The organism is Micromonospora sp. FIMYZ51, assembly GCF_038246755.1.
In the GTDB taxonomy this organism is placed as follows: domain Bacteria; phylum Actinomycetota; class Actinomycetes; order Mycobacteriales; family Micromonosporaceae; genus Micromonospora.
Window position 1 is genome coordinate 732,550 of the sequence record NZ_CP134706.1, and the last position, 18,145, is coordinate 750,694.

Below are 18,145 nucleotides of genomic sequence, written 5' to 3' on the forward strand. Positions count from 1 at the left end.
GCCGGCATGAGAATTCTGGGTCTCGAACTGCGCCGTTCCGCCGCGCTCGGTGCCGCACTGATCACGGTGGTGATCGGGGTCGGCGCGCTCTATGTCGCCACCGGCCGCTGGTCGGTCGGCTGGATGGCGCTGGCCATGACCATCCGGGAGTACCTGCTCCTGTTGTGGCCGTTGGCGCTGGCCGCCGGTGCCTGGCAGGGCCGCCGGGAACACCGGGCGAAAGTCGGCGAACTCTTCACCACCACCGCCCGGCCCCGCGCTCAGCGGATGCTGCCGGTGCTCGGTGCGATGGCCCTCACCCTCGCGATCGCCTACCTGCTGGTGACCGGGGCCGGCATCGCGTGGATCATCACTACCGCCCAGCACCTGCCCCTGCTGAACTTCGCCGTGGTCACCGGCGTCGGTGCGTTGTCCCTGGTCGCTGCCGCGTGGCTCGGACTGGGTGTCGGGCGGATGCTCCCCGCCCTGGTGACCGCCCCGGCACTGGGGGTGGCTGGCGTCCTGCTCGTCTTCTTCAGCGCCGTCCGGCTGGACGACTGGCTGGCTGCGGCGCTCACCCCGGTCCACGGTTCGAGCCCGTTCCACGCCTACCAGACGATCGACAACCGGGTAAGCGGCTCGCTGGCGATCTCGATGGCCGCGCTCGCCGTCACCGGCCTGCTGCTGTTCGTGGCCGGTGGCTGGCGCGGCCGTACGGCGGCGCTGGTGCCGCTGGTGCTCGGGCTCACCACGGCGATCGCGGTCGTTCCTCGGGATGAGGACGTGCTGAACTGGCCGATCGACCCAGTCGCGCGGGAACTGGTGTGCACCGAGGACACCCCGACGGTGTGCGTCAGCCGGGTGCACGGCAACCTGCTCGAAGCGCTGACTCCGTTGGCCCGGGAAGGGCTGACCATCCTGTCGAAACTGCCGGACGCACCGACCGCCGTGCACGAGGACACCAACGCGTACGTGTCAGGTGACGTCAGGCCGGTGGGGGATGACGTTGTCACGATCGAGATCCGGACCGACGAACGTGGTGGGCTTGCCCACCCGGCCGCCGTGGTTCCCATGCTCGTCAAGCGGTTGGGCGTGGGGTACGACGGGACCTGCCAGAACGGCGATGAGGTGGTCGAACGCGCGGCGGCCTACTGGCTGATGGGCCGCGAGCCGCAGTCGGACGTCGGGATAGTTCCCGGGATGATCTTCGAAGACCCGCAGATCAACGCAGAGGCCGTCAGGCTGTGGCAGGGGCTGCGTGAGCTTCCCGACGACGAGGCGCTGGCCCGCGTCACGGCGGTCCGCGACGCCCTCCTGGCCTGCGCGGACGTCACCGGTCTGCTGCCCGGGAGCGCCCGGTGACCTGGACGCTGCTGTATCTGCGTTCACGGCGGGTACCCCTGGCGCTGGCCGTGGCCCTCGGCGGCGCGGCAGTGGTCTGGGCGCTGTGGCTGGCCTTCGCCGCGGATCGGGACATCGCCCTGCCGGTGGTCGCCATGACGGTCCTGCTGATGGCCGCGGTGCTCTCGGCCACCCTTGCCGGTCCGGACGAGAATCTGGACCGGACCGCCTCGATGCGCTGGCCCTGGCTGCGTGCGGCGCACCTGCTCGCCGCCCTGGCGGTGATCCTGGTGGTCCAGTTCGCCACCATGTACACCGGAGCCCGGTTCGGACCGGCCGCCCTGGTCGCCCGCGACGCCGCCGGCCTGCTCGGGTTGACCGCCCTGTGCGCGACGGTGGTCGGCGCGGAACGGTCCTGGTTCCTGCCGCTGGGCTGGACCGCAATCGCGGTCACGTATCCCCAGGACGGCGGCTGGAAAGCGGCGGTGACCTGGCAGAGCCAGGCACCCGACGACAAGGCCGCGATGCTGACGGCGGTGGCACTCGCCCTCGGCGGGCTGATCGCCTACTCGATCGCCGGCCCGGCCCGCCGGGAGGTATCCGAGTAGAGAGCCCTGGTCAGCTCGGCGATGGTGCGGCGGATCCGGGTTCGTGCCGCCGCCGCACCGGTCGCGGTGAGTACGACGTGGTGCAGCACCGCGACCATGGCCAGGGCCAGCGCCGCCGGGTCGGCCCCGGCGGGCACTCGGCCGAGTTTCCGTTCGGCGGTCAGATAGCCGGCGATCGCCCGCTCGATCGCCGCAAGTGCGCCGGCCTCGTCGCCGAGTACCGCCTGGACGCCGGCCGCCAGGTCGGGTCGGAAGGCCAGCAGCCGGGTCAGGGTGAGCAGCGTGTCCAGCGGTGTGGCCAGCAGGGCATCGCTCAGGTTGTCGGCGACCGTGCCGGTGCCGGCCCGGCTGGGCAGCCCGGCCACCGTGCCGGCGATCTGGAAGGTCCGGTCGACCGCGTACCCGACCAGGAAGTCGTCGAAGTTCGCGAAGTGTGCGTACAGCAGACCGGTGGCGACACCGGCCTGCTGGGTCACGGCGCGGCTGGTGAGCCGGGCCGGCCCGGCTTCGGTGACGACGGCTTCGAGCGCGGCGAAGAGCTGCTGCCGGGGTTCCGTGATGGCGACTCCGCGTGGCATGGCCCGAGTGTAGGCGTTGGGTCGGCCGGCCTTGCGGCGAGAATGAACATCTGCTCATACTGTGTTTGAGCGAATGCTCATAGCTGGTTTGAGGAGGATGGATGAGACGTGCGGTGATCGTGGGTGCCGGCATTGCCGGCCTGGCCACCGCCCTGCGGCTCGGTCGGGACGGGTGGCACACCCTGGTGGTGGAACGCGCCCCCGCCCGGCGCAGCAGCGGTTACCTGGTGAACCTGCTCGGATCGGGCTACGCCGCCGCCGAGCGGCTCGGTCTGCTGCCCGCGCTCCGCGCGCACGAACTGGGGCTGTTCACCACCGTGCTGGTCCACGCCGACGGACGGCCCAAGTTCACCGTGCCCCGGGCCATCGCCGAGGCCACCCTCGGCGCACGGACCATAACCGTGTTCCGTGGCGCGTTGGAGGCCACGCTCTACGAAGCGGTGTGCGACCGCACCGAGATCCGCTTCGGCACCACCGTCACCGGCATCGACCAGGACCCCGACCGGGTACGGGTGGCGCTCAGCGACGGCAGCACCGAGGAGGCCGACCTGCTCGTCGGGGCCGACGGGGTGCACTCCGCCACGCGTGCCGAGGTGTTCGGCACCGGCTTCCGGGTCGACCTGCCGTACGTCGTCGGTGCCTTTCCCCTGGCCGGCTCGGTGGCCGGCGTTCCCGAGTCGTCCGCCACCACGTTCATCGGCCCGGGACGTACCGCGGCGCTCGTCAACCTGGGGCCACACGGGTCATCGGCGTTCTTCACCTACCGATGCGCGGACCCGGCGGCTGAGGTGGAGCGCGGCCCGGTGGACGCGCTCGGCGCGGCGTTCGGTGATCTGGGCGGCGGGGTGCCCGAGGCGCTTCGCCACCTCGGCAAGGACCCGTCCGGCGCCTACTTCGACGCGGTCAGCCAAATCGTGCTGCCCCGCTGGAGCAGCGGCCGAGTGGTGCTGCTCGGCGACGCGGCCTGGTGCGTGACGCTCTTCGCCGGGCACGGCGCCGCCCTCGCGCTCGCCGGGGCCGACCAACTCGGCGCCGCCCTGCAACGGCACGACGACATCCCGGCGGCGCTTATCGAGTGGGAGAACGCGCTACGCCCGGAAGCCGTGAAACGCCAGGCGCTCGCCCGCCGGGGAATGCTCCAGTACGCACCACCCAGCCGATTCCACATCCGGATGAACGACCTGGCCATCCGGGCGATCACCCTGCCCGGCATCCGTGGCCTGGTCCGGCGCGGCATCGAGCGCGCGAACCGCTGAGACCTGGTCGGCCGGCACCACCGCTCTTCGGCGAGGAGAAAAAGCGGTACGCCGTCGAACCAGGCTCGGCTGCCGTACGTAGAGCGCGTACCAGCCGTCCAATCGGACCTAAGGAGCGCAGGTGGATCGCGATCGAGAATGGGACAGGTATTCCTCTTCGAACAGAGCTTCCCAGTCGTACCGACGGCCGGGGAGACCGAGCGGTAGCTCGGGCAGCAGCGGGGACGATGCCCCGACCTCGTCGAGTCGCTACAGCCAGGCCTTCGGTGGGGGCGACCCGCGCCGGGGCAGCGAAACCTCCAGCAGCGACTACGACAACCCACGGCGGGCCAGCAGCAGCACGGCCAGCTCGGCGCTGCCCGGAGCGCCAAGCGCCAATGACTACCGCAACATTGTGGGCGCCTATCCGTCATCCGACCGGGGCAGCAATTCGGCATCCGACCGGAGCAGCCCCGGCCCGGGGGAGCTCATCGACCTCGAATGGGGCGACGGCCAGGTCAGCCGGCACCAGTTCGACCGCAACAACCGCCTGTTGACCTTAGCGAAGCAGGCGGGCAACTGGGTGTGGTTGCACGACGAGAAGATCGCCACGTTGATCGCGGGGCTCGGGTCGCCGCTGATGCAGGCCATCGGGGGGCAGACCAGCAGCCTCGGTACGGTCAGTGCCGGGGTGGCGATGGCCGGCGCTCCGGCTGCCTACGTGTTCACCAAACACATGGTGAATGCGGTGCGTGGCAAGAACCACGACGTGTACAGCGCCGCGTTCGGCGCGGTCACAGCTGCTGGCGCGTTCGCCTGGGGGCTGGGCACTGGGGGCGTGGGCGGCGACAAGGCCCGTGACTACGGTGCGATGATCCACGGCGTCGGTGTACCGGCGCTGGCCGCTAGGTCAATGAATTGGGCCTCACCGCCGCCGCAGCAGCGGACGGAGCTGCCAATGTACAACCTGCCCAACACGAACATTGCCAGCGCGGCTTCTGTGCACAGATCCAGCGGCAGTTCCTACCCCCCGCCCACCCCTTATGCCCCACCGATGCAGCTCGGCCCTTATCCGCCCGGGCCTTCGACCCAGCCCACCTCCTATGCTCCGCCCGCTCAGTACGCCCCGAACTCCGCTTACGCCCCATCCGCGATGAGCTACGGGGGGCCGGCCAACTACGGTCCGTCGGCTGGCCCCTATCCTCCGCCGCCCGCACCCTTCGGTCCGTCGGCCCGCCCCTACGCTCCGCCGCCCGCACCCTTCGGTCCGTCGGCCGGCCCCTACGCTCCACCCCCCGCGCCCTCCGGTCCGCCGGTCGGCTCCCAGGGGCGGGTCAACCCTTACAGTTCGGGCGCCGAGATCCGCGGTCCGGCGCCGTTGCCGCAGCGACGCCAGTCGACCTACGGACAGAGCAACCTGCCCGCTCCACCGGCCGAGCGTCAGCAGCGGGGTGGACGCAGCGCGGGTGGGGGTGGCCGCAAGTGACGATTCGGCCGTAGAACGGTCAGCCGAAGCCTCGCCCGCATCCCGCCGGTGGCCCGTGACGCTTCTCCCGGTCACGGGCCACCGGCGTTCAGCCGGGAGAAACCTGGGTGGCGACGGTGACGACCTGGTCGATCAGGCCGTACTCACGGGCCTGTTCGGCGGTGAACCAGCGGTCCCGGTCCCAGTCCTGCTGGATCTCGGCGACGGAGCGTCCGCTGTGCTGGGCGATCAGCTCCATCATGGTCCGCTTCACGCTCAGCATGTTCTCTGCCTGGATGGTGATGTCGGCGACGGTGCCGCCGAAGCCGCCGGAGGGCTGGTGCATCAGGATCCGGGTGTGGGGCAGCGCGTACCGCTTGCCGGCGGTGCCCGCGGTGAGCAGGAACTGACCCATCGAACCGGCCAGGCCCAGCGCCAGGGTCGCCACGTCGTTGCGGACGAAGCGCATGGTGTCGTAGACGGCCATGCCGGCGGTCACCGAGCCGCCCGGCGAGTTGATGTAGAGGTGGATGTCCCGCTCCGGATCCTCGGCGGAGAGCAGCAGGATCTGACCGCAGATCCGGTTGGCGATCTCGTCGGTCACCTCGCTGCCGAGATAGACGATCCGTTCCCGCAGCAGCCGCTCGAACACCTGGTCGCCGAAGGTCCGCTGGCCGTCGTCAAGCATCGTGGTCATGTCGTCACCCCTCCACCCGCCGGCGTGCGACATCTCCTCGCCCGGGTGCCGGCTCAACCAGCCTGCGCGGCGCGTGCGGTCGCTTTCCAGTGGTTCTGCCGGCGGCAGATCCGCCCACGGCAGAACGCGTGGCCGGGCTGGCGGCGGCACTGCGGACGCGAGCGGTTGGCGGCCGGCAGCCGCAGCGGTGACCGGCCCCGGGCGATCGCACCTGACGCAGCGTCCCGGTCGGCAAAGACGATGATCCGGATCCCACCGGTCAGGCTGCCGCCCAGGTCGCCGGTCGGCCCGTGCCCGCCGAGCCACCGACCGGTGACCGACGGGATGTCGAAGTCGTGCAGCCGGGCCACGGGATGGGTGGAGCCGTCCGTACCGAATCCGAACGGAGCGGTCCGGCGTCCGGCCGACACGTGTCCCGCCTGGGACGCGGCCGGTAGGTAGCGGGCCCGAGGTGCGATCGGCCGCCGTCGTTCGACCCGGCGCAGCTCGTCGCGAACCTCTTCGAGCAGGTCGGAAAGGTAGAGGCCGAGTGCGCGGCAGATCGCCCCGAGCACCTCGGAGGAGGCCTCCTTGCGCCCCCGTTCGACCTCGGAGAGGTACGGCACGGAGACCCCGGCGGCCTGGGCGAGCTCGCGCAGGGTGAGCCCCTGACGCTGGCGTTCGCGGCGCAGCACCGCACCGATCACCTGTCGCAGCAACGACATGCCGGGCCTCGCTTCCGCCGGTCCTGCGCTGACCCACCCATCATGCCCGCCCGCGGTGGACCATGTCGCCCGCCCCGGCGTGCGGAATCCACCTCAGGGGCTATGTTGTGGGCGTGCAGGCGACGGAGGCGGGGCAGGTTCCCCGGTGATCCATTTTCCCGCTCAGCGGCGCGGCCCGCTCAGCGCGCTGAGCCTACGGTTGGCCGCCGCCGTCGGGCTGGTGCTCGCCGTGGTCGCGGTCGTCTACCTGGAGCGCGACCAGTACCGTGACGTCAACGGTGACGGCCTGACCCTGCTGGACTGCTTCTACTACGCGGTGGTCTCGCTGTCGACCACGGGGTACGGCGACATCGTGCCGGCCACCCAGGCGGCCCGGCTGGTGAACGTCCTGTTCATCACCCCGGCCCGGGTGCTGTTCCTGATCATCCTGGTCGGCACCACGCTTGAGGTCCTGACCGAGCAGTACCGGACCGGCCGTCGCCTGCACCGGTGGGAGAGAAAATTGAAGGACCACGTCATCATCTGCGGCTACGGCACCAAGGGGCGCAGCGCCATCTCCGCGCTTATGGAGAACGGGCTGGACAAGTCCCGGATCGTGGTGGTGGAGCGCAGCGGCGCGGCGTTGCGGCAGGCCACCTCGAACGGGCTGGTCGCCATCGAAGGATCGGCGACCCGCTCCTCGGTGCTCAACCAGGCGCATGTGCGTACCGCCAAGGCGGTGATCATCGCGACCGACAGCGACGACGCGTCGGTCCTGGTGGCGCTGACCGTACGCCAGCTCACCGCCGGCCAGGTCCGGATCATCGCCGCCGCTCGGGAGGCGGAGAACGCCCCGCTGCTCAAGCAGAGCGGTGCCCACCACGTGATCGTCTCCTCGGCCACCGCCGGCCGGCTGCTCGGCCTGTCGACCTCGGCACCGCCGCTGATCGACGTGGTGGAGGACCTGCTCACCCCCGGTCAGGGCATGGCGCTGGCGATGCGGTCGGCCGAGCGCCACGAGGTCGGGCGGAGCCCCCGGGACCTGGACGCGCTGGTTATCGCGCTGGTCCGCCGGGGCAAGGTGGTCACCCTGGCGGACCAGGCGGGCGCGGTGGTGGAGACCGGCGACCTGCTGGTGCACGTACGCGACGACCGGCCCACCGCGAACGCCCTGCCCTGACCGGACGCGGCGAAGATCAGTTGATCGTCCAGGTGTCGCCGCTGGCCAGCAGGCCGGCGAGCTGCTGCTCGGGGGTCTCGGTCACCTGGGCCCGGGCATCGGCCAACTGCTCCTGCACCACGCTGTCGTAGGACGGCCGGCGCACCGAGCGGAACACGCCGATCGGGGTGTTCCGCAGGTCGAAGCCGGGCAGCCGGGACAGCGCGAAGGCGTACGCCGGGTCGGTGACGCCCGCGTCGTGCACGACGATCTCCTCGGCGGGCGTGGCGGCGGTCTCGCGTACCTCCAGGCCGAAACCACCCGGCGGGTGTACGACGCAGAACTGCCCGTCCTTGCCGAAGGTGATCGGCTGGCCGTGCTCCAGCCGGATCAGGTGGTCGTCCCGGATACCCGGGTCCTTGAGCGCGTCGAACGCACCGTCGTTGAAGATGTTGCAGTTCTGGTAGATCTCCACGAACGCCGAACCCTCGTGCTCGGCCGCGGCACGCAGCACCGACTGGAGGTGCTTGCGGTCGGAGTCGATGGTCCGACCGACGAAGGTCGCCTCCGCGCCCAACGCCAGCGAGAGCGGATTGAAGGGTGCGTCCGCCGAACCGACAGGCGTCGACTTGGTGATCTTGCCGACCTCGGAGGTGGGGCTGTACTGCCCCTTCGTCAGGCCGTAGATCCGGTTGTTGAACAGCAGGATCTTGAGGTTGACGTTGCGGCGCAGCGCGTGGATCAGGTGGTTGCCGCCGATGGAGAGCGCGTCGCCGTCGCCGGTGACCACCCAGACCGACAGGTCGGGACGGGAGACCGACAGCCCGGTGGCGATCGCCGGGGCCCGGCCGTGGATCGAGTGCATCCCGTAGGTGTTCATGTAGTACGGGAAGCGCGACGAGCAGCCGATGCCCGAGACGAAGACGATGTTCTCCCGAGGGATGTTCAGCTCCGGCATGAACTGCTGGACGGCCGCCAGGATCGCGTAGTCACCGCAGCCGGGGCACCAACGCACCTCCTGGTCGGACTTGAAATCCTTCGCGGTGAGCTTGAGGGCGACGGGCTCAGACATTCTTCAGGACCTCTTCCAGCATCGTCTCCAGCTCGGCGGCGGTGAACGGCAGGCCGCGGACCTGGTTGTAGCCGATCGCGTCGACCAGGTAGCGGGCCCGGATCACGTGGGCGAGCTGGCCGAGGTTCATCTCGGGGATGACCACCCGGTCGTAGGAGCGCAGCACCGCGCCCAGGTTGGCCGGCATCGGTGCGAGGTGCCGCAGGTGCGCCTGCGCCACCGACAACCCGCGCTGACGCAGGGTGCGGCAGGCGGCACCGATCGGGCCGTACGTCGAGCCCCAGCCGAGCACCAGCACCCGGGCGTCCCCGTCCGGGTCCTCCACCTCGACGTCCGGCACCGGAATCGCCTCGATCCGGGCGGCCCGGGTACGCACCATGAAGTCGTGGTTGGCCGGGTCGTACGAGATGTCGCCGGTCTTGTCGGCCTTCTCCAGCCCGCCGATGCGGTGTTCCAGGCCCGGGGTGCCGGGAATCGCCCACGGCCGGGCCAGGGTCTGCGGGTCGCGCAGGTACGGCAAGAAGGTGCTGCCGTCCTCGCCGTTGGGCGCGGTGGCGAACTCGACCCGCAGGTCCGGCAGGGACGCCACGTCCGGCAACAGCCACGGCTCGGAGCCGTTGGCGACGTAGTTGTCCGACAGCAGGATCACCGGGGTGCGGTAGGTAAGCGCGATCCGCGCCGCCTCCAGCGCGGCGTGGAAGCAGTCGGACGGCGACTTCGGGGCGATCACCGCCACGGGTGCCTCACCGTGCCGGCCGAACAGCGCCATGTTCAGGTCAGCCTGCTCGGTCTTGGTCGGCATGCCGGTGGACGGGCCGGCGCGCTGCACGTCGACGATGAGCAGCGGCAGTTCCAGCGCCACGGCCAGCGAGATCGTCTCGCTCTTCAGGGCCACCCCCGGGCCGCTTGTCGTGGTGACGCCCAGGGCGCCGCCGTACGAGGCACCCAGCGCGGCGCCGATCGCGGCGATCTCGTCCTCGGCCTGCATGGTGGTGACGCCGAACCGCTTGTGCTTGCTCAACTCGTGCAGGATGTCCGAGGCCGGGGTGATCGGGTACGCGCCGAGGAAGACCGGCAGGCCGGAGCGGACCCCGGCGGCGACGATGCCAAGCGACAGCGCCGCGTTGCCGGTGATGTTGCGGTACGTGCCCGCCGGCATCCGGGCCGGCTTGACCTCGTACCGGACGGAGAAGTCCTCGGTGGTCTCGCCGAAGTTCCAGCCGGCCTTGAAGGCGGCCACATTGGCCGCGACCAACTCGGGCCGCTTGGCGAACTTGCGCTCCAAAAACCGCAGGGTCGACTCGTACGGCCGGGAGTACATCCAGCTGAGCAGGCCGAGGGCGAACATGTTCTTGGCCCGCTCGGCGTCCTTCTTGGACACTTCCTGCTCGGCCAGGGCGCCGATGGTCATCGAGGTCAGCGCCACCGGGTGGACCGCGTAGCCGTCGAGCGTGTCGTCGTCGAGCGGGTTGCTCGCATAGCCGACCTTGGCCAGGTTGCGCTTGGTGAACTCGTCGGTGTTGACGATGATGTCGGCACCCCGGGGCAGGTCGGCGAGGTTCGCCTTGAGCGCCGCCGGGTTCATCGCCACCAGCACGTTCGGTGCGTCACCCGGGGTGAGGATGTCGTAGTCGGCGAAGTGCACCTGGAAGCTGGACACGCCCGGCAGGGTGCCGGCGGGAGCCCGGATCTCGGCCGGGAAGTTGGGCAGCGTGGAGATGTCGTTGCCCAACTGCGCGGTCTCCGAGGTGAACCGGTCGCCGGTGAGTTGCATGCCGTCGCCGGAGTCGCCAGCGAACCGGATGACCACCCGGTCGAGTTGGCGGATCTGCTTGCTCACGGCCGCACCTCGCTTCGTTGCGTGCCGCGCTGCGGCCGGCTGAACTGGCTGGTTACCCCGTCTTGCCCGGCCACGAAGACCTCCTTGACGCGCCGCTGCACCCGGCCGCCCGGTGACCGACCGGCCCGCTGTCGTTCCTCACCTGAGAGCCTACGTCGAATCGGGGTCACCTCTTGCCCACCGGTCCGCCGACTGGGACCGGATCATGGGGGTTTATGTGGGATCTTGTGGGCTTTCGTCCGGCGCGCCGTAATCCAGATCACCGCCCCGGCGCCGAGCCGGTCGTTGCGCCCGGAACCAGATGCCGCCCTCGGTCTCCGGTGCCGACCCGGTACCGGGAGGTGGGCCCGATGCGGCCCGCTGGGCCGCCGGCGGGTCGGCGCCGGGCACCGCCGTCCGGCGGCGTAGCGACATGGTGACCAGGCCGAGGGCGAGCAGCACCGGCAGCGCGATCAGCGACACCGCCGTCCGGGTCGTCGAGGTCATCCCGTCGCCCCGCGCCGTCGCCCCGGCCGGTAGCGCGCTCGGCGCGGCGACCGGTGGCGGCACCACGGCCGGTCCCTCCGGCAGCACCGCCGTGATCTGGAAGCTGAGTTGCACCCGCCGGCTGGGACCGTCGCGCTGGTCGAGGTGGCCGATCACCACACCCGCGAGCGGCTCGGCCCGGCGGACCTGCGGTGCCGCCGCGATCGGCAGGCGCAGCTGGGCCGTCCGCCCCGCCGGCACCGACCCCAGGTCGCAGCGGGTACGGGTGGCCGTCGCGGCGACACAGCGCGCCGGTGGTGCCGGCACCGTGATGCCGGCGGGCAGTTCCACCTCGACCCGCCCCCGCGCCTCGACCCGGCCGCGGTTGCCCAGCGAGACGGTGAGTCCGGCGCTGCCGCCGTCGGCGTCGATGGCTACCTCGTTGGCCCGCAGGGTGATGCCGCCGCTGTCGACCTGCACCCCGGCCGACCGGGATGGTGCCCCGGTCGGCGTCGGCGTCAGCGTCGGCTGGGCGCTCGGCGGTGCGGCGGTGGGCCGTGGCGTGCTTGTCGACCTGGGCGGCCCGCTGCTCGGTGTCGGTGCGCGGCTGGTGCCGCTCGGCGTGGGTGTCGACGGCGCCGGCGACTGTGGCGTGCTGGTCGCGCTCGGCGGCTCCCCGGTGGTCGGCGGCGTGCTGGGTGCCGTCGGGTCGTCCGTCGGCTCGGTCGGCGGGTTGTCCGGCCCGGTCTCGCCGGTGCGGTTCGGCCCCGTCCCGTCGGTGCGGTTCACCGGCGCGGCGACCGCCGCCCAGCCGGGCCCCACGGCGACGCCGGTGGCCAGGCCGAGGGCCAGGGCGCAGGCCAGCAACGGCCGTACGCGCCGTCGGTCGGCCCGCCGCTGGGCGGATCGTCCGGGTGGCCGAGCCATCGGGCCTCCGTACTGGTGGGTGGTGGTGCTGCCATGGTGGTCAGAAGTTGCCTGGGGACACTAGTCCCCGGTGAAAACAACTTCGCAACGCCGCAGCAAATTGATCCGGACGGTAGGCTGACCGACCGTGACCGGTTACCTGGGCTCGTACGCGACGCTCGGGCTGTTGCTGCTCGTCGGCGTGCTGTTCCTGGTCGTCGCCTTCGCGGCCAACCGGGTGCTGCGTCCCGCCCGGCCAGCCGACCCGCCCGGCAAGCGCACCAGCTACGAGTGCGGCCTCGACCCGGTCGAGGGCGACTGGGCGCAGATGCAGATCCGCTACTACGTGTACGCGTACCTCTACGTGGTGTTCGCCGTCGAGGCGGTGTTCCTCTTCCCGTGGGCCCTGGTCTTCGACCGGGCCGGCTTCGGGCTGGTCACCGTGGCCGAGATGGCGGTCTTCGTGGCCGTCCTCGCCCTCGGCCTGCTCTACGCCTGGCGTCGCCGGATTCTCACCTGGACCTGACCTGACCGGTCCCGTCAGGCGAGGCCGCGGCGGGTGAGCACGGGTGGGCGGGTGCCCGCGACGGCGGCGACCATGTCGAGGACGCGGCGGGTCGGCCGGACCTGGTGGGCGCGGAACACCCGGGCACCCAGCCAGGCGGAGATCGCGGTGGCGGCCAGCGTGCCCTCCAGCCGCTCGCTCACCGGCAGGTCCAGCGTTTCGCCGATGAAGTCCTTGTTCGACAGCGCGACCAGCAGCGGCCACCCGGTGTCGGCAAGCTCGCCGAGCCGCCTGGTGATCTCCAGCGAGTGTCTGGTGTTCTTGCCGAAGTCGTGTGCCGGGTCGACGAGGATTCCGTCTGCCCGTACCCCGAGCGAGACCGCGCGGTCGGCGAGGCCGGTCACCGTCCGAATCACGTCGGCCACCACGTCGTCGAAGGCGGCGCGGTGCGGCCGGGTACGCGGGCTGAGCCCGCCGGCGTGCGAGCAGACCAGCCCCGCCCCGGTCTGCGCGGCGACCCGGGCCAGCGCCGGATCCGCCCCCGACCAGGTGTCGTTGAGCAGGTCCGCGCCGGCCGCCACCGCCTCGACCGCGACCTCGGCGCGCCAGGTGTCGATCGAGATGACCAGTTCGGGGAAGGCGGCCCGGACGGCGGCGATGGTGTCGACGGTGCGACGGATCTCCTCGGCGACGTCGACCTCGGAGCCCGGTCCGGCCTTCACCCCGCCGATGTCGACGATCTCCGCGCCCTCGTCCACCGCCCGCTCCACCGCTCGTAGTGCGCTGTCGGCGGCGAACGTCGCGCCCCGGTCGAAGAACGAGTCCGGGGTGCGATTGACGATCGCCATCACCACCAGATCGTCGGGGCCGAACGTCCGTCCACCGAGCCGAAGCACCCCGGCCACGTCGCCTCCTTCACCGCCGTACGCCCGGCCGACGTCGCTGCCGGGCACCGGTGACGCTAGCCGGTCGCCACCGCCGGTTCCCGGTCCCGTCCGATCCGCCGCGCCGGGTGGGGTCGCTCTGCTCCCTTCGGCGTGCCACGATCAGTGCATGGGTCAGCTTCTGCTCGTGCTGGTCGTGGCGGTCGCCGTCGCGGCGGTGGTGTTCGGAGTGACGGTACTGATCGGTGGCCGGGATCCCGGCCTGGTTCCGGCGGAGGCGGACGGGCGCGCGGTGCCGCTGCCCGGCGACCGCCCGCTGCGCGAGACGGACGTGGGCGAGGTGCGCTTCGATACCGCGTTGCGCGGCTATCGGATGGCCCAGGTCGACCAGGCGTTGCGTCGGGCCGCGTACGACATCGGTTACAAGACCGAGCTGATCGGGGTCCTGGAGGCCGAGGTGGCGGCGCTGCGGCAGGGGCGGACGGCCGACGCCGACGCGCTGCGGCAGGCCCGCGAGCAGTCGGCCGGTCGGGCCACCGCGCCGCCCGAGCCAGCCGCCACCAACGAGCCGGTCATCGAGGTCACCGTGCGCACCGATTCCGCCGCCACCTCCGAGTCGGCCACCGCGTCTGAGTCGGCCACCGCGCCGGAGTCGGGCACCGCGCCGGAGTCGGGCTCGGCGTCCGGGTCGGCCACCGCCAGCGCAGCCGGCGAGCCGGCCGGGACCGCGGCGGCCGTGGATCCCACGCCGGAGAGCGGTACCGAGTTCGGCGCACCGCAGGCGGGCCGGACGGCCGAGACGAAGGACGAGCCGGACGCTGCCGCGGTCCGCTCGGAGTCGAAGTGAGCGATCCGGAGACTCCCGACGATCTTCGCGAGGCGGCGCAGCCCGGTGCCGGCGAGGTGACCGCCACCGTGATCGTCAACGCTCCGGCGGAGCAGGTCTTCGCGGCGTTGCTGGCCTGGGAACGGCAGTCCGACTGGATCCCGTTCACCAAGGTGCGGGTGGTCGAGGGCGACGGTGGCGAGGGCAGCCTCATCGAGGCGGTCACCACGCTCGGCCCGGCGGTGCTGCGGGACGAGATGCGGGTGGTCCGCATCGACGCGCCGTACGAGATCGGCGTGGTGCACTGCGGGACGCTGCTGCGCGGCCCCGGTGTGCTGCGCTGCACCCAGTTGGCGGGCGGGCGCAGCCAGGTGGTCTGGCACGAGTGGTTCCACGTGCCCGGCGGGCGCGCCGGCCGGGTGGCCTGGCCGGTGCTCTGGCCGGGCTCGAAGTTCAGCCTCACCCAGGCGCTGCGACGCTTCGCCCGCCAGGTCGAGCAGGGCCGCCTGCCCTGACCAGCGAGCCGTGACGGATCGCGCAGCGGCTGGTCGTCGGGGGGCCTGACTAGCCTGGGTGCCGTGACTGATCTGGTGATCGGCGCCGACGGGCTGGCCCGCTGCGCCTGGGGAGCGAGCACCCCCGACTACGCGATCTACCACGACACCGAGTGGGGCCGCCCGCTGCACGGTGACGACGAACTCTACGAGCGGATCACGCTGGAGGCGTTCCAGTCCGGGCTGTCCTGGCTGACCATCCTGCGCAAGCGGCCGGCGTTCCGGCGGGCCTTCGACGACTTCCGGATCGCCACCGTGGCCGGTTACGGCGAGGCGGAGGTGGCCCGGCTGCTCGCCGACGCGGGCATCGTCCGCAACCGCGCCAAGATCGAGGCGACCATCGCCAACGCGCGGGCCGCGCTGGAACTGCCCGAGGGGCTCTCCGCGCTGCTCTGGTCCTTCGCGCCGACCGGCCGGGCCCGGCCCACCAGCCCCGCCGAGGTGCCGGCGCTTACCGAGGCTTCCACCGCGATGGCCAAGGCGCTCAAGAAGCGCGGGTTCCGGTTCGTCGGCCCGACCACGGCGTACGCGCTGATGCAGGCGACCGGGATGGTCGACGACCACCTCACGGGCTGCCACGTCGTGCCGTCCGCTGCGGGCGTGATGGGATAGCACCATGACGACCGACACCGCACACCGGGTGAACGGGGCGAGCCACCCGGAGGGCACGGGCACCTGGGCGGTCCTGTTGCCCGCCGGGCGGTACGACGCCGAGCGGCTCGTCCACCACGACACGCTGGAGTTGACCGAGCTGGCGGACGCCGGCCTGCCCCGCCCCGGTGACCAGGTCGCGGTGCTTGCCGACGAGCCGTTGCGGCTGGTGGCGGTGGGTCGGGTCAGCGCGCCGACGGCCCAGCGTCCCGAGGACCCGGACGATCCGCAGTCCGACCGGGTGTCGCAGCCGCTGGTGGTGGCGTACACCCGACGGGCCTTCGACCAGCCGGTGCCGGCCGACGCGCTGGTGCTCGGCGGTCCGGTGACCGCCCTCGACCCGGGCACCTTCCGTGAGCTGGTCGACCGGCTCGGCCCGCCCCCGCAGCGGCGCTCCTGGCTGGTCAGCCTGGACCTGCCGATCGAGGCCGACTCGCCGGCCGAGGCGGTCCGCCTGTTCTGGGCGTACGTGCAGGAGTTGGGCCCGCGCGAGCTGCCCGCCTTCGTCTCGCCGTCCGGCGACGAGCTGGCCATGCAGGCGTTCGTGCTCGGCGCGGAGGCGAACCAGGACCCGGAAGAGGACGACTGACGCCGGCCTGACCCGGAGGGCCCGGTCCGGCGCGGCCAGCGGCTCGCTGCGGGCCAGCCAGCGGCAGCGCCAGCTCCGGTGGCGGGGCCGGGGTGCGGCAGCGCCAGCGAGCGGCTCAGCGGCCCTCGAAGACCGGCTTCTGCTTGGTGACGAAAGCCATGGTGGCCGTCCGGTGGTCCTTGGTGCCGCCGCAGATCGCCTGGGCCTGCGCCTCGGCGGCCAGTGCGTCGGCCAGGGTGCCGGCATCGGCCACGGAGAGCTGCCGCTTGATCGCCGCGTACGCCACAGTCGGTCCGGCGGCCAGTCGGGCGGCGAGTTCCTGGGCGGCCGGCAGCACGCCTTCGTCGTCGTCCACCAGCCGGTTGAGCAGGCCCAGCCGGCTGGCCTCTTCGGCGCGTACCGGTTCGGCAAGCATCAGCAGCTCGACGGCCTTGGCGTGGCCGACCAGCCGGGGCAGCGTCCAGGACGCGCCGGTGTCGGCGGCGAGCCCGACCCTGGCGAAGGCCATCAGGAAGCTGGTCGACGGCCCGCCGATGCGGATGTCGGCCAGGAACGCCAGCGAGGCACCGGCCCCGGCGGCCATCCCACGGACCGCGGCCACCACCGGCTTGGGCAGGTTGGCCAGCCGGGCGGCGATCGGGTTGTAGTGGGCCTGGACGGTGTCCAGCGGGTTGCCGCCGTTCCCCGATTCCAGGGTGCTCACGTGCTCGCGTAGGTCCTGGCCGGCGCAGAACGACCCGCCGGACCCGGCGAGCACCACCGCCCGGCAGCTCCGGTCGGCCTCCAGTTCGGCGAGAACGTCCCGCAATGCCTCCTTCAGTGCCACGTCGAGCGCGTTCATCGCGGTCGGGCGATTCAGCGTGAGGGTGGCGACGGCGTCGGTGCGGTCGACGAGCAGCGGGTCGGTCACGTCTGGCGATCCTTCTGTCGGGCCAACCGGTTACCACCGTCGAGGCACTGCTCGACGTACCGGTCGGCGGCTGGCCGGAGCCGGGCCGCGTGGCGGTCGAAGAAGCCGGCCGCGGCAATGCCGGGCCAGCGTTCGGGCAGCAGCGCCGGGGGCAGCTGCGGGTCCCGGAAGAGGAAGGTACGCCACGCGTGCACCAACCGGAACCGGGCCGCGTACGCGTCCTCGTCGCCGCTGCGGACGGTGATCCCGGCCAGGGCCGCCCGCTGCTCGGCGACGAAGCGCTCGTAGGCCCGGCCGATCTCGGCCAGGTCCCAGGCCCGGCGGACCAGGCCCATCGCGCCGGGGGTGCCGGCGGCGTGCGCGGCGCTGAACCGCTCGAAACGTACCCCGGCCTCGCTGAGCAGCAGGTCGATGTCCTCGGCGGGCCGGGTGGCGACCCAGGTCTGCTCGTCGAGCGTGCCGTAGCCGAGGTAGCGCAGGTTGGCGGCGAGCCGCTGGCGGTCCCGGCGCGCGGTGGGTGCGTCGAGCACCAGCAGATCGAACCGGCCATCCCAGGTGACCCGGCCGGTGCGGTAGATCCGGGAGGCGGCCTCGTCCAGCCGCCGGGCGGCTTTCGGAGTGATCGAATAGCCTGGTCCGGAGGCCAGCTTCAGCGGTTCGAGCCAGCCCTGACGGACCATTCGGGAGACCGCCGTCCGGACGGCCGGTGGTGCGATCCCGAGCGGTGCCAGGAGCTTGACCAGGGCGGCAACCGGTGCGCGGCCACCCCGTGGCCGGAGGTGGTCGCCGTACAGGTCGAAGAGAGCCGACCGTGCCTGCATGACCGCACATTGTGACAGGCCATCTCGGGATAAGCTAGATGCTGTTACATCAATGCTGCTTCGGTTTGGGTCCGGCGGTGTTCATCAGGGAAAATCGTTGGTCGACAACCCCCCGTGCAGGTTGCGGGAGGTCATGGCTAAGTGGCTGTGGGGCAACCCACCGACCCTGGTGTAGGTCTGAGGGGAGACAACATGGCGGCGATGAAGCCGCGGACGGGCGATGGTCCGCTGGAAGTCACCAAGGAGGGCCGGGGCATCGTCATGCGCGTTCCGCTGGAGGGCGGTGGCCGGCTCGTCGTCGAGATGACTCCCGACGAGGCGACGGCGCTCGGTGACGCGCTGAAGGCGGCCGCCGGCTGAATGGCCGGTCCGTCAGC

At 71.8% G+C, this 18,145-nt stretch carries 21 protein-coding genes; 12 read left to right on the plus strand and 9 right to left on the minus strand.

The window, feature by feature from the left end:
• Positions 1–6: 6 nt before the first annotated feature.
• Positions 7–1,341 carry a hypothetical protein gene (locus tag QQG74_RS03555; protein WP_341718865.1) on the plus strand — a complete coding sequence of 445 codons (1,335 nt, stop codon included), beginning with the start codon at positions 7–9 and terminating at the stop codon, positions 1,339–1,341.
• Positions 1,338–1,928 carry a hypothetical protein gene (locus QQG74_RS03560; RefSeq protein ID WP_341718866.1) on the plus strand — a complete coding sequence of 197 codons (591 nt, stop codon included), beginning with the start codon at positions 1,338–1,340 and terminating at the stop codon, positions 1,926–1,928. The genes QQG74_RS03555 and QQG74_RS03560 overlap by 4 nt, the downstream gene beginning before the upstream one ends.
• Here QQG74_RS03560 and QQG74_RS03565 read toward each other — a convergent pair.
• On the minus strand, positions 1,886–2,506 hold the full coding sequence (locus tag QQG74_RS03565; RefSeq protein WP_341718867.1) for a TetR family transcriptional regulator: 621 nt from the start codon (positions 2,504–2,506) through the stop codon (positions 1,886–1,888). The genes QQG74_RS03560 and QQG74_RS03565 overlap by 43 nt on opposite strands.
• 101 nt (positions 2,507–2,607) lie before the next feature.
• Here QQG74_RS03565 and QQG74_RS03570 point away from each other — a divergent pair, with 101 nt between their 5' ends.
• Together QQG74_RS03570 and QQG74_RS03575 are read left to right on the plus strand one after the other, a co-directional pair.
• The gene (locus QQG74_RS03570; protein ID WP_341718868.1) at positions 2,608–3,762 is read left to right on the plus strand and encodes an FAD-dependent oxidoreductase; all 1,155 of its coding nucleotides are present in this window, start codon (positions 2,608–2,610) and stop codon (positions 3,760–3,762) included.
• Positions 3,763–4,156: 394 nt separating this feature from the next.
• Positions 4,157–5,227, plus strand: coding sequence for a hypothetical protein (locus QQG74_RS03575; RefSeq protein WP_341718869.1), 1,071 nt, complete (start codon positions 4,157–4,159; stop codon positions 5,225–5,227).
• An 88-nt stretch (positions 5,228–5,315) separates the two neighbouring features.
• On the opposite strand, the gene QQG74_RS03580 is transcribed toward QQG74_RS03575, so the two are convergent.
• Positions 5,316–5,903, minus strand: coding sequence for an ATP-dependent Clp protease proteolytic subunit (locus tag QQG74_RS03580; protein WP_341718870.1), 588 nt, complete (start codon positions 5,901–5,903; stop codon positions 5,316–5,318).
• 53 nt (positions 5,904–5,956) lie between these two features.
• Entirely contained in the window at positions 5,957–6,607 is a 651-nt protein-coding gene (locus tag QQG74_RS03585; RefSeq protein WP_341718871.1) for a helix-turn-helix transcriptional regulator, read from the minus strand.
• Positions 6,608–6,752: 145 nt separating this feature from the next.
• Here QQG74_RS03585 and QQG74_RS03590 point away from each other — a divergent pair, with 145 nt between their 5' ends.
• A complete protein-coding gene (locus QQG74_RS03590) occupies positions 6,753–7,766 on the plus strand; it encodes a potassium channel family protein (RefSeq protein WP_341718872.1) in 1,014 nt (337 codons plus the stop codon).
• Positions 7,767–7,782: 16 nt separating this feature from the next.
• Here the strand turns inward: QQG74_RS03590 and QQG74_RS03595 are convergent, their stop codons facing one another.
• The 3 genes from QQG74_RS03595 to QQG74_RS03605 all read right to left on the minus strand — a co-directional run bounded on the left by QQG74_RS03595 (position 7,783) and on the right by QQG74_RS03605 (position 11,602).
• Entirely contained in the window at positions 7,783–8,817 is a 1,035-nt protein-coding gene (locus QQG74_RS03595) for a 2-oxoacid:ferredoxin oxidoreductase subunit beta (protein WP_341718873.1), read from the minus strand.
• On the minus strand, positions 8,810–10,657 hold the full coding sequence (locus tag QQG74_RS03600) for a 2-oxoacid:acceptor oxidoreductase subunit alpha (RefSeq protein ID WP_341718874.1): 1,848 nt from the start codon (positions 10,655–10,657) through the stop codon (positions 8,810–8,812). Before QQG74_RS03600 ends, QQG74_RS03595 begins: the two co-directional genes overlap by 8 nt.
• Before the next feature lie 213 nt (positions 10,658–10,870).
• Complete coding sequence (locus QQG74_RS03605) at positions 10,871–11,602, minus strand: hypothetical protein (RefSeq protein ID WP_341718875.1); 732 nt, start codon at positions 11,600–11,602, stop codon at positions 10,871–10,873.
• Between QQG74_RS03605 and QQG74_RS03610 the strand changes: the two genes are divergently transcribed.
• Together QQG74_RS03610 and ndhC are read left to right on the plus strand one after the other, a co-directional pair.
• Positions 11,580–12,113 carry a hypothetical protein gene (locus QQG74_RS03610; RefSeq protein ID WP_341718876.1) on the plus strand — a complete coding sequence of 178 codons (534 nt, stop codon included), beginning with the start codon at positions 11,580–11,582 and terminating at the stop codon, positions 12,111–12,113. The two genes, QQG74_RS03605 and QQG74_RS03610, sit on opposite strands and share 23 nt — an antisense overlap.
• Before the next feature lie 63 nt (positions 12,114–12,176).
• Positions 12,177–12,554, plus strand: coding sequence for an NADH-quinone oxidoreductase subunit A (ndhC, locus tag QQG74_RS03615; protein WP_341718877.1), 378 nt, complete (start codon positions 12,177–12,179; stop codon positions 12,552–12,554).
• Positions 12,555–12,568: 14 nt separating this feature from the next.
• Here the strand turns inward: ndhC and folP are convergent, their stop codons facing one another.
• The gene (gene folP / locus QQG74_RS03620; protein WP_341718878.1) at positions 12,569–13,438 is read right to left on the minus strand and encodes a dihydropteroate synthase; all 870 of its coding nucleotides are present in this window, start codon (positions 13,436–13,438) and stop codon (positions 12,569–12,571) included.
• 148 nt (positions 13,439–13,586) lie between these two features.
• On the opposite strand from folP, the gene QQG74_RS03625 reads away from it, so the two are divergent.
• From QQG74_RS03625 to QQG74_RS03640, 4 genes are all read left to right on the plus strand, one after another.
• On the plus strand, positions 13,587–14,264 hold the full coding sequence (locus QQG74_RS03625) for a DivIVA domain-containing protein (protein WP_341718879.1): 678 nt from the start codon (positions 13,587–13,589) through the stop codon (positions 14,262–14,264).
• Complete coding sequence (locus QQG74_RS03630; protein WP_341718880.1) at positions 14,261–14,758, plus strand: SRPBCC family protein; 498 nt, start codon at positions 14,261–14,263, stop codon at positions 14,756–14,758. Before QQG74_RS03625 ends, QQG74_RS03630 begins: the two co-directional genes overlap by 4 nt.
• Positions 14,759–14,821: 63 nt before the next feature.
• Positions 14,822–15,409, plus strand: a complete 588-nt coding sequence (locus tag QQG74_RS03635) for a DNA-3-methyladenine glycosylase I (protein ID WP_341718881.1) — start codon at positions 14,822–14,824, stop codon at positions 15,407–15,409.
• A 4-nt stretch (positions 15,410–15,413) separates the two neighbouring features.
• Positions 15,414–16,037, plus strand: a complete 624-nt coding sequence (locus tag QQG74_RS03640) for a hypothetical protein (RefSeq protein ID WP_341718882.1) — start codon at positions 15,414–15,416, stop codon at positions 16,035–16,037.
• 115 nt (positions 16,038–16,152) lie between these two features.
• On the opposite strand, the gene QQG74_RS03645 is transcribed toward QQG74_RS03640, so the two are convergent.
• Entirely contained in the window at positions 16,153–16,947 is a 795-nt protein-coding gene (locus tag QQG74_RS03645) for an enoyl-CoA hydratase-related protein (protein WP_341718883.1), read from the minus strand.
• A complete protein-coding gene (locus QQG74_RS03650) occupies positions 16,944–17,768 on the minus strand; it encodes a PaaX family transcriptional regulator C-terminal domain-containing protein (protein WP_341718884.1) in 825 nt (274 codons plus the stop codon). The genes QQG74_RS03645 and QQG74_RS03650 overlap by 4 nt, the downstream gene beginning before the upstream one ends.
• Positions 17,769–17,960: 192 nt before the next feature.
• Here QQG74_RS03650 and QQG74_RS03655 point away from each other — a divergent pair, with 192 nt between their 5' ends.
• Positions 17,961–18,128 carry a DUF3117 domain-containing protein gene (locus tag QQG74_RS03655; RefSeq protein WP_013283866.1) on the plus strand — a complete coding sequence of 56 codons (168 nt, stop codon included), beginning with the start codon at positions 17,961–17,963 and terminating at the stop codon, positions 18,126–18,128.
• Positions 18,129–18,145: the final 17 nt, after the last annotated feature.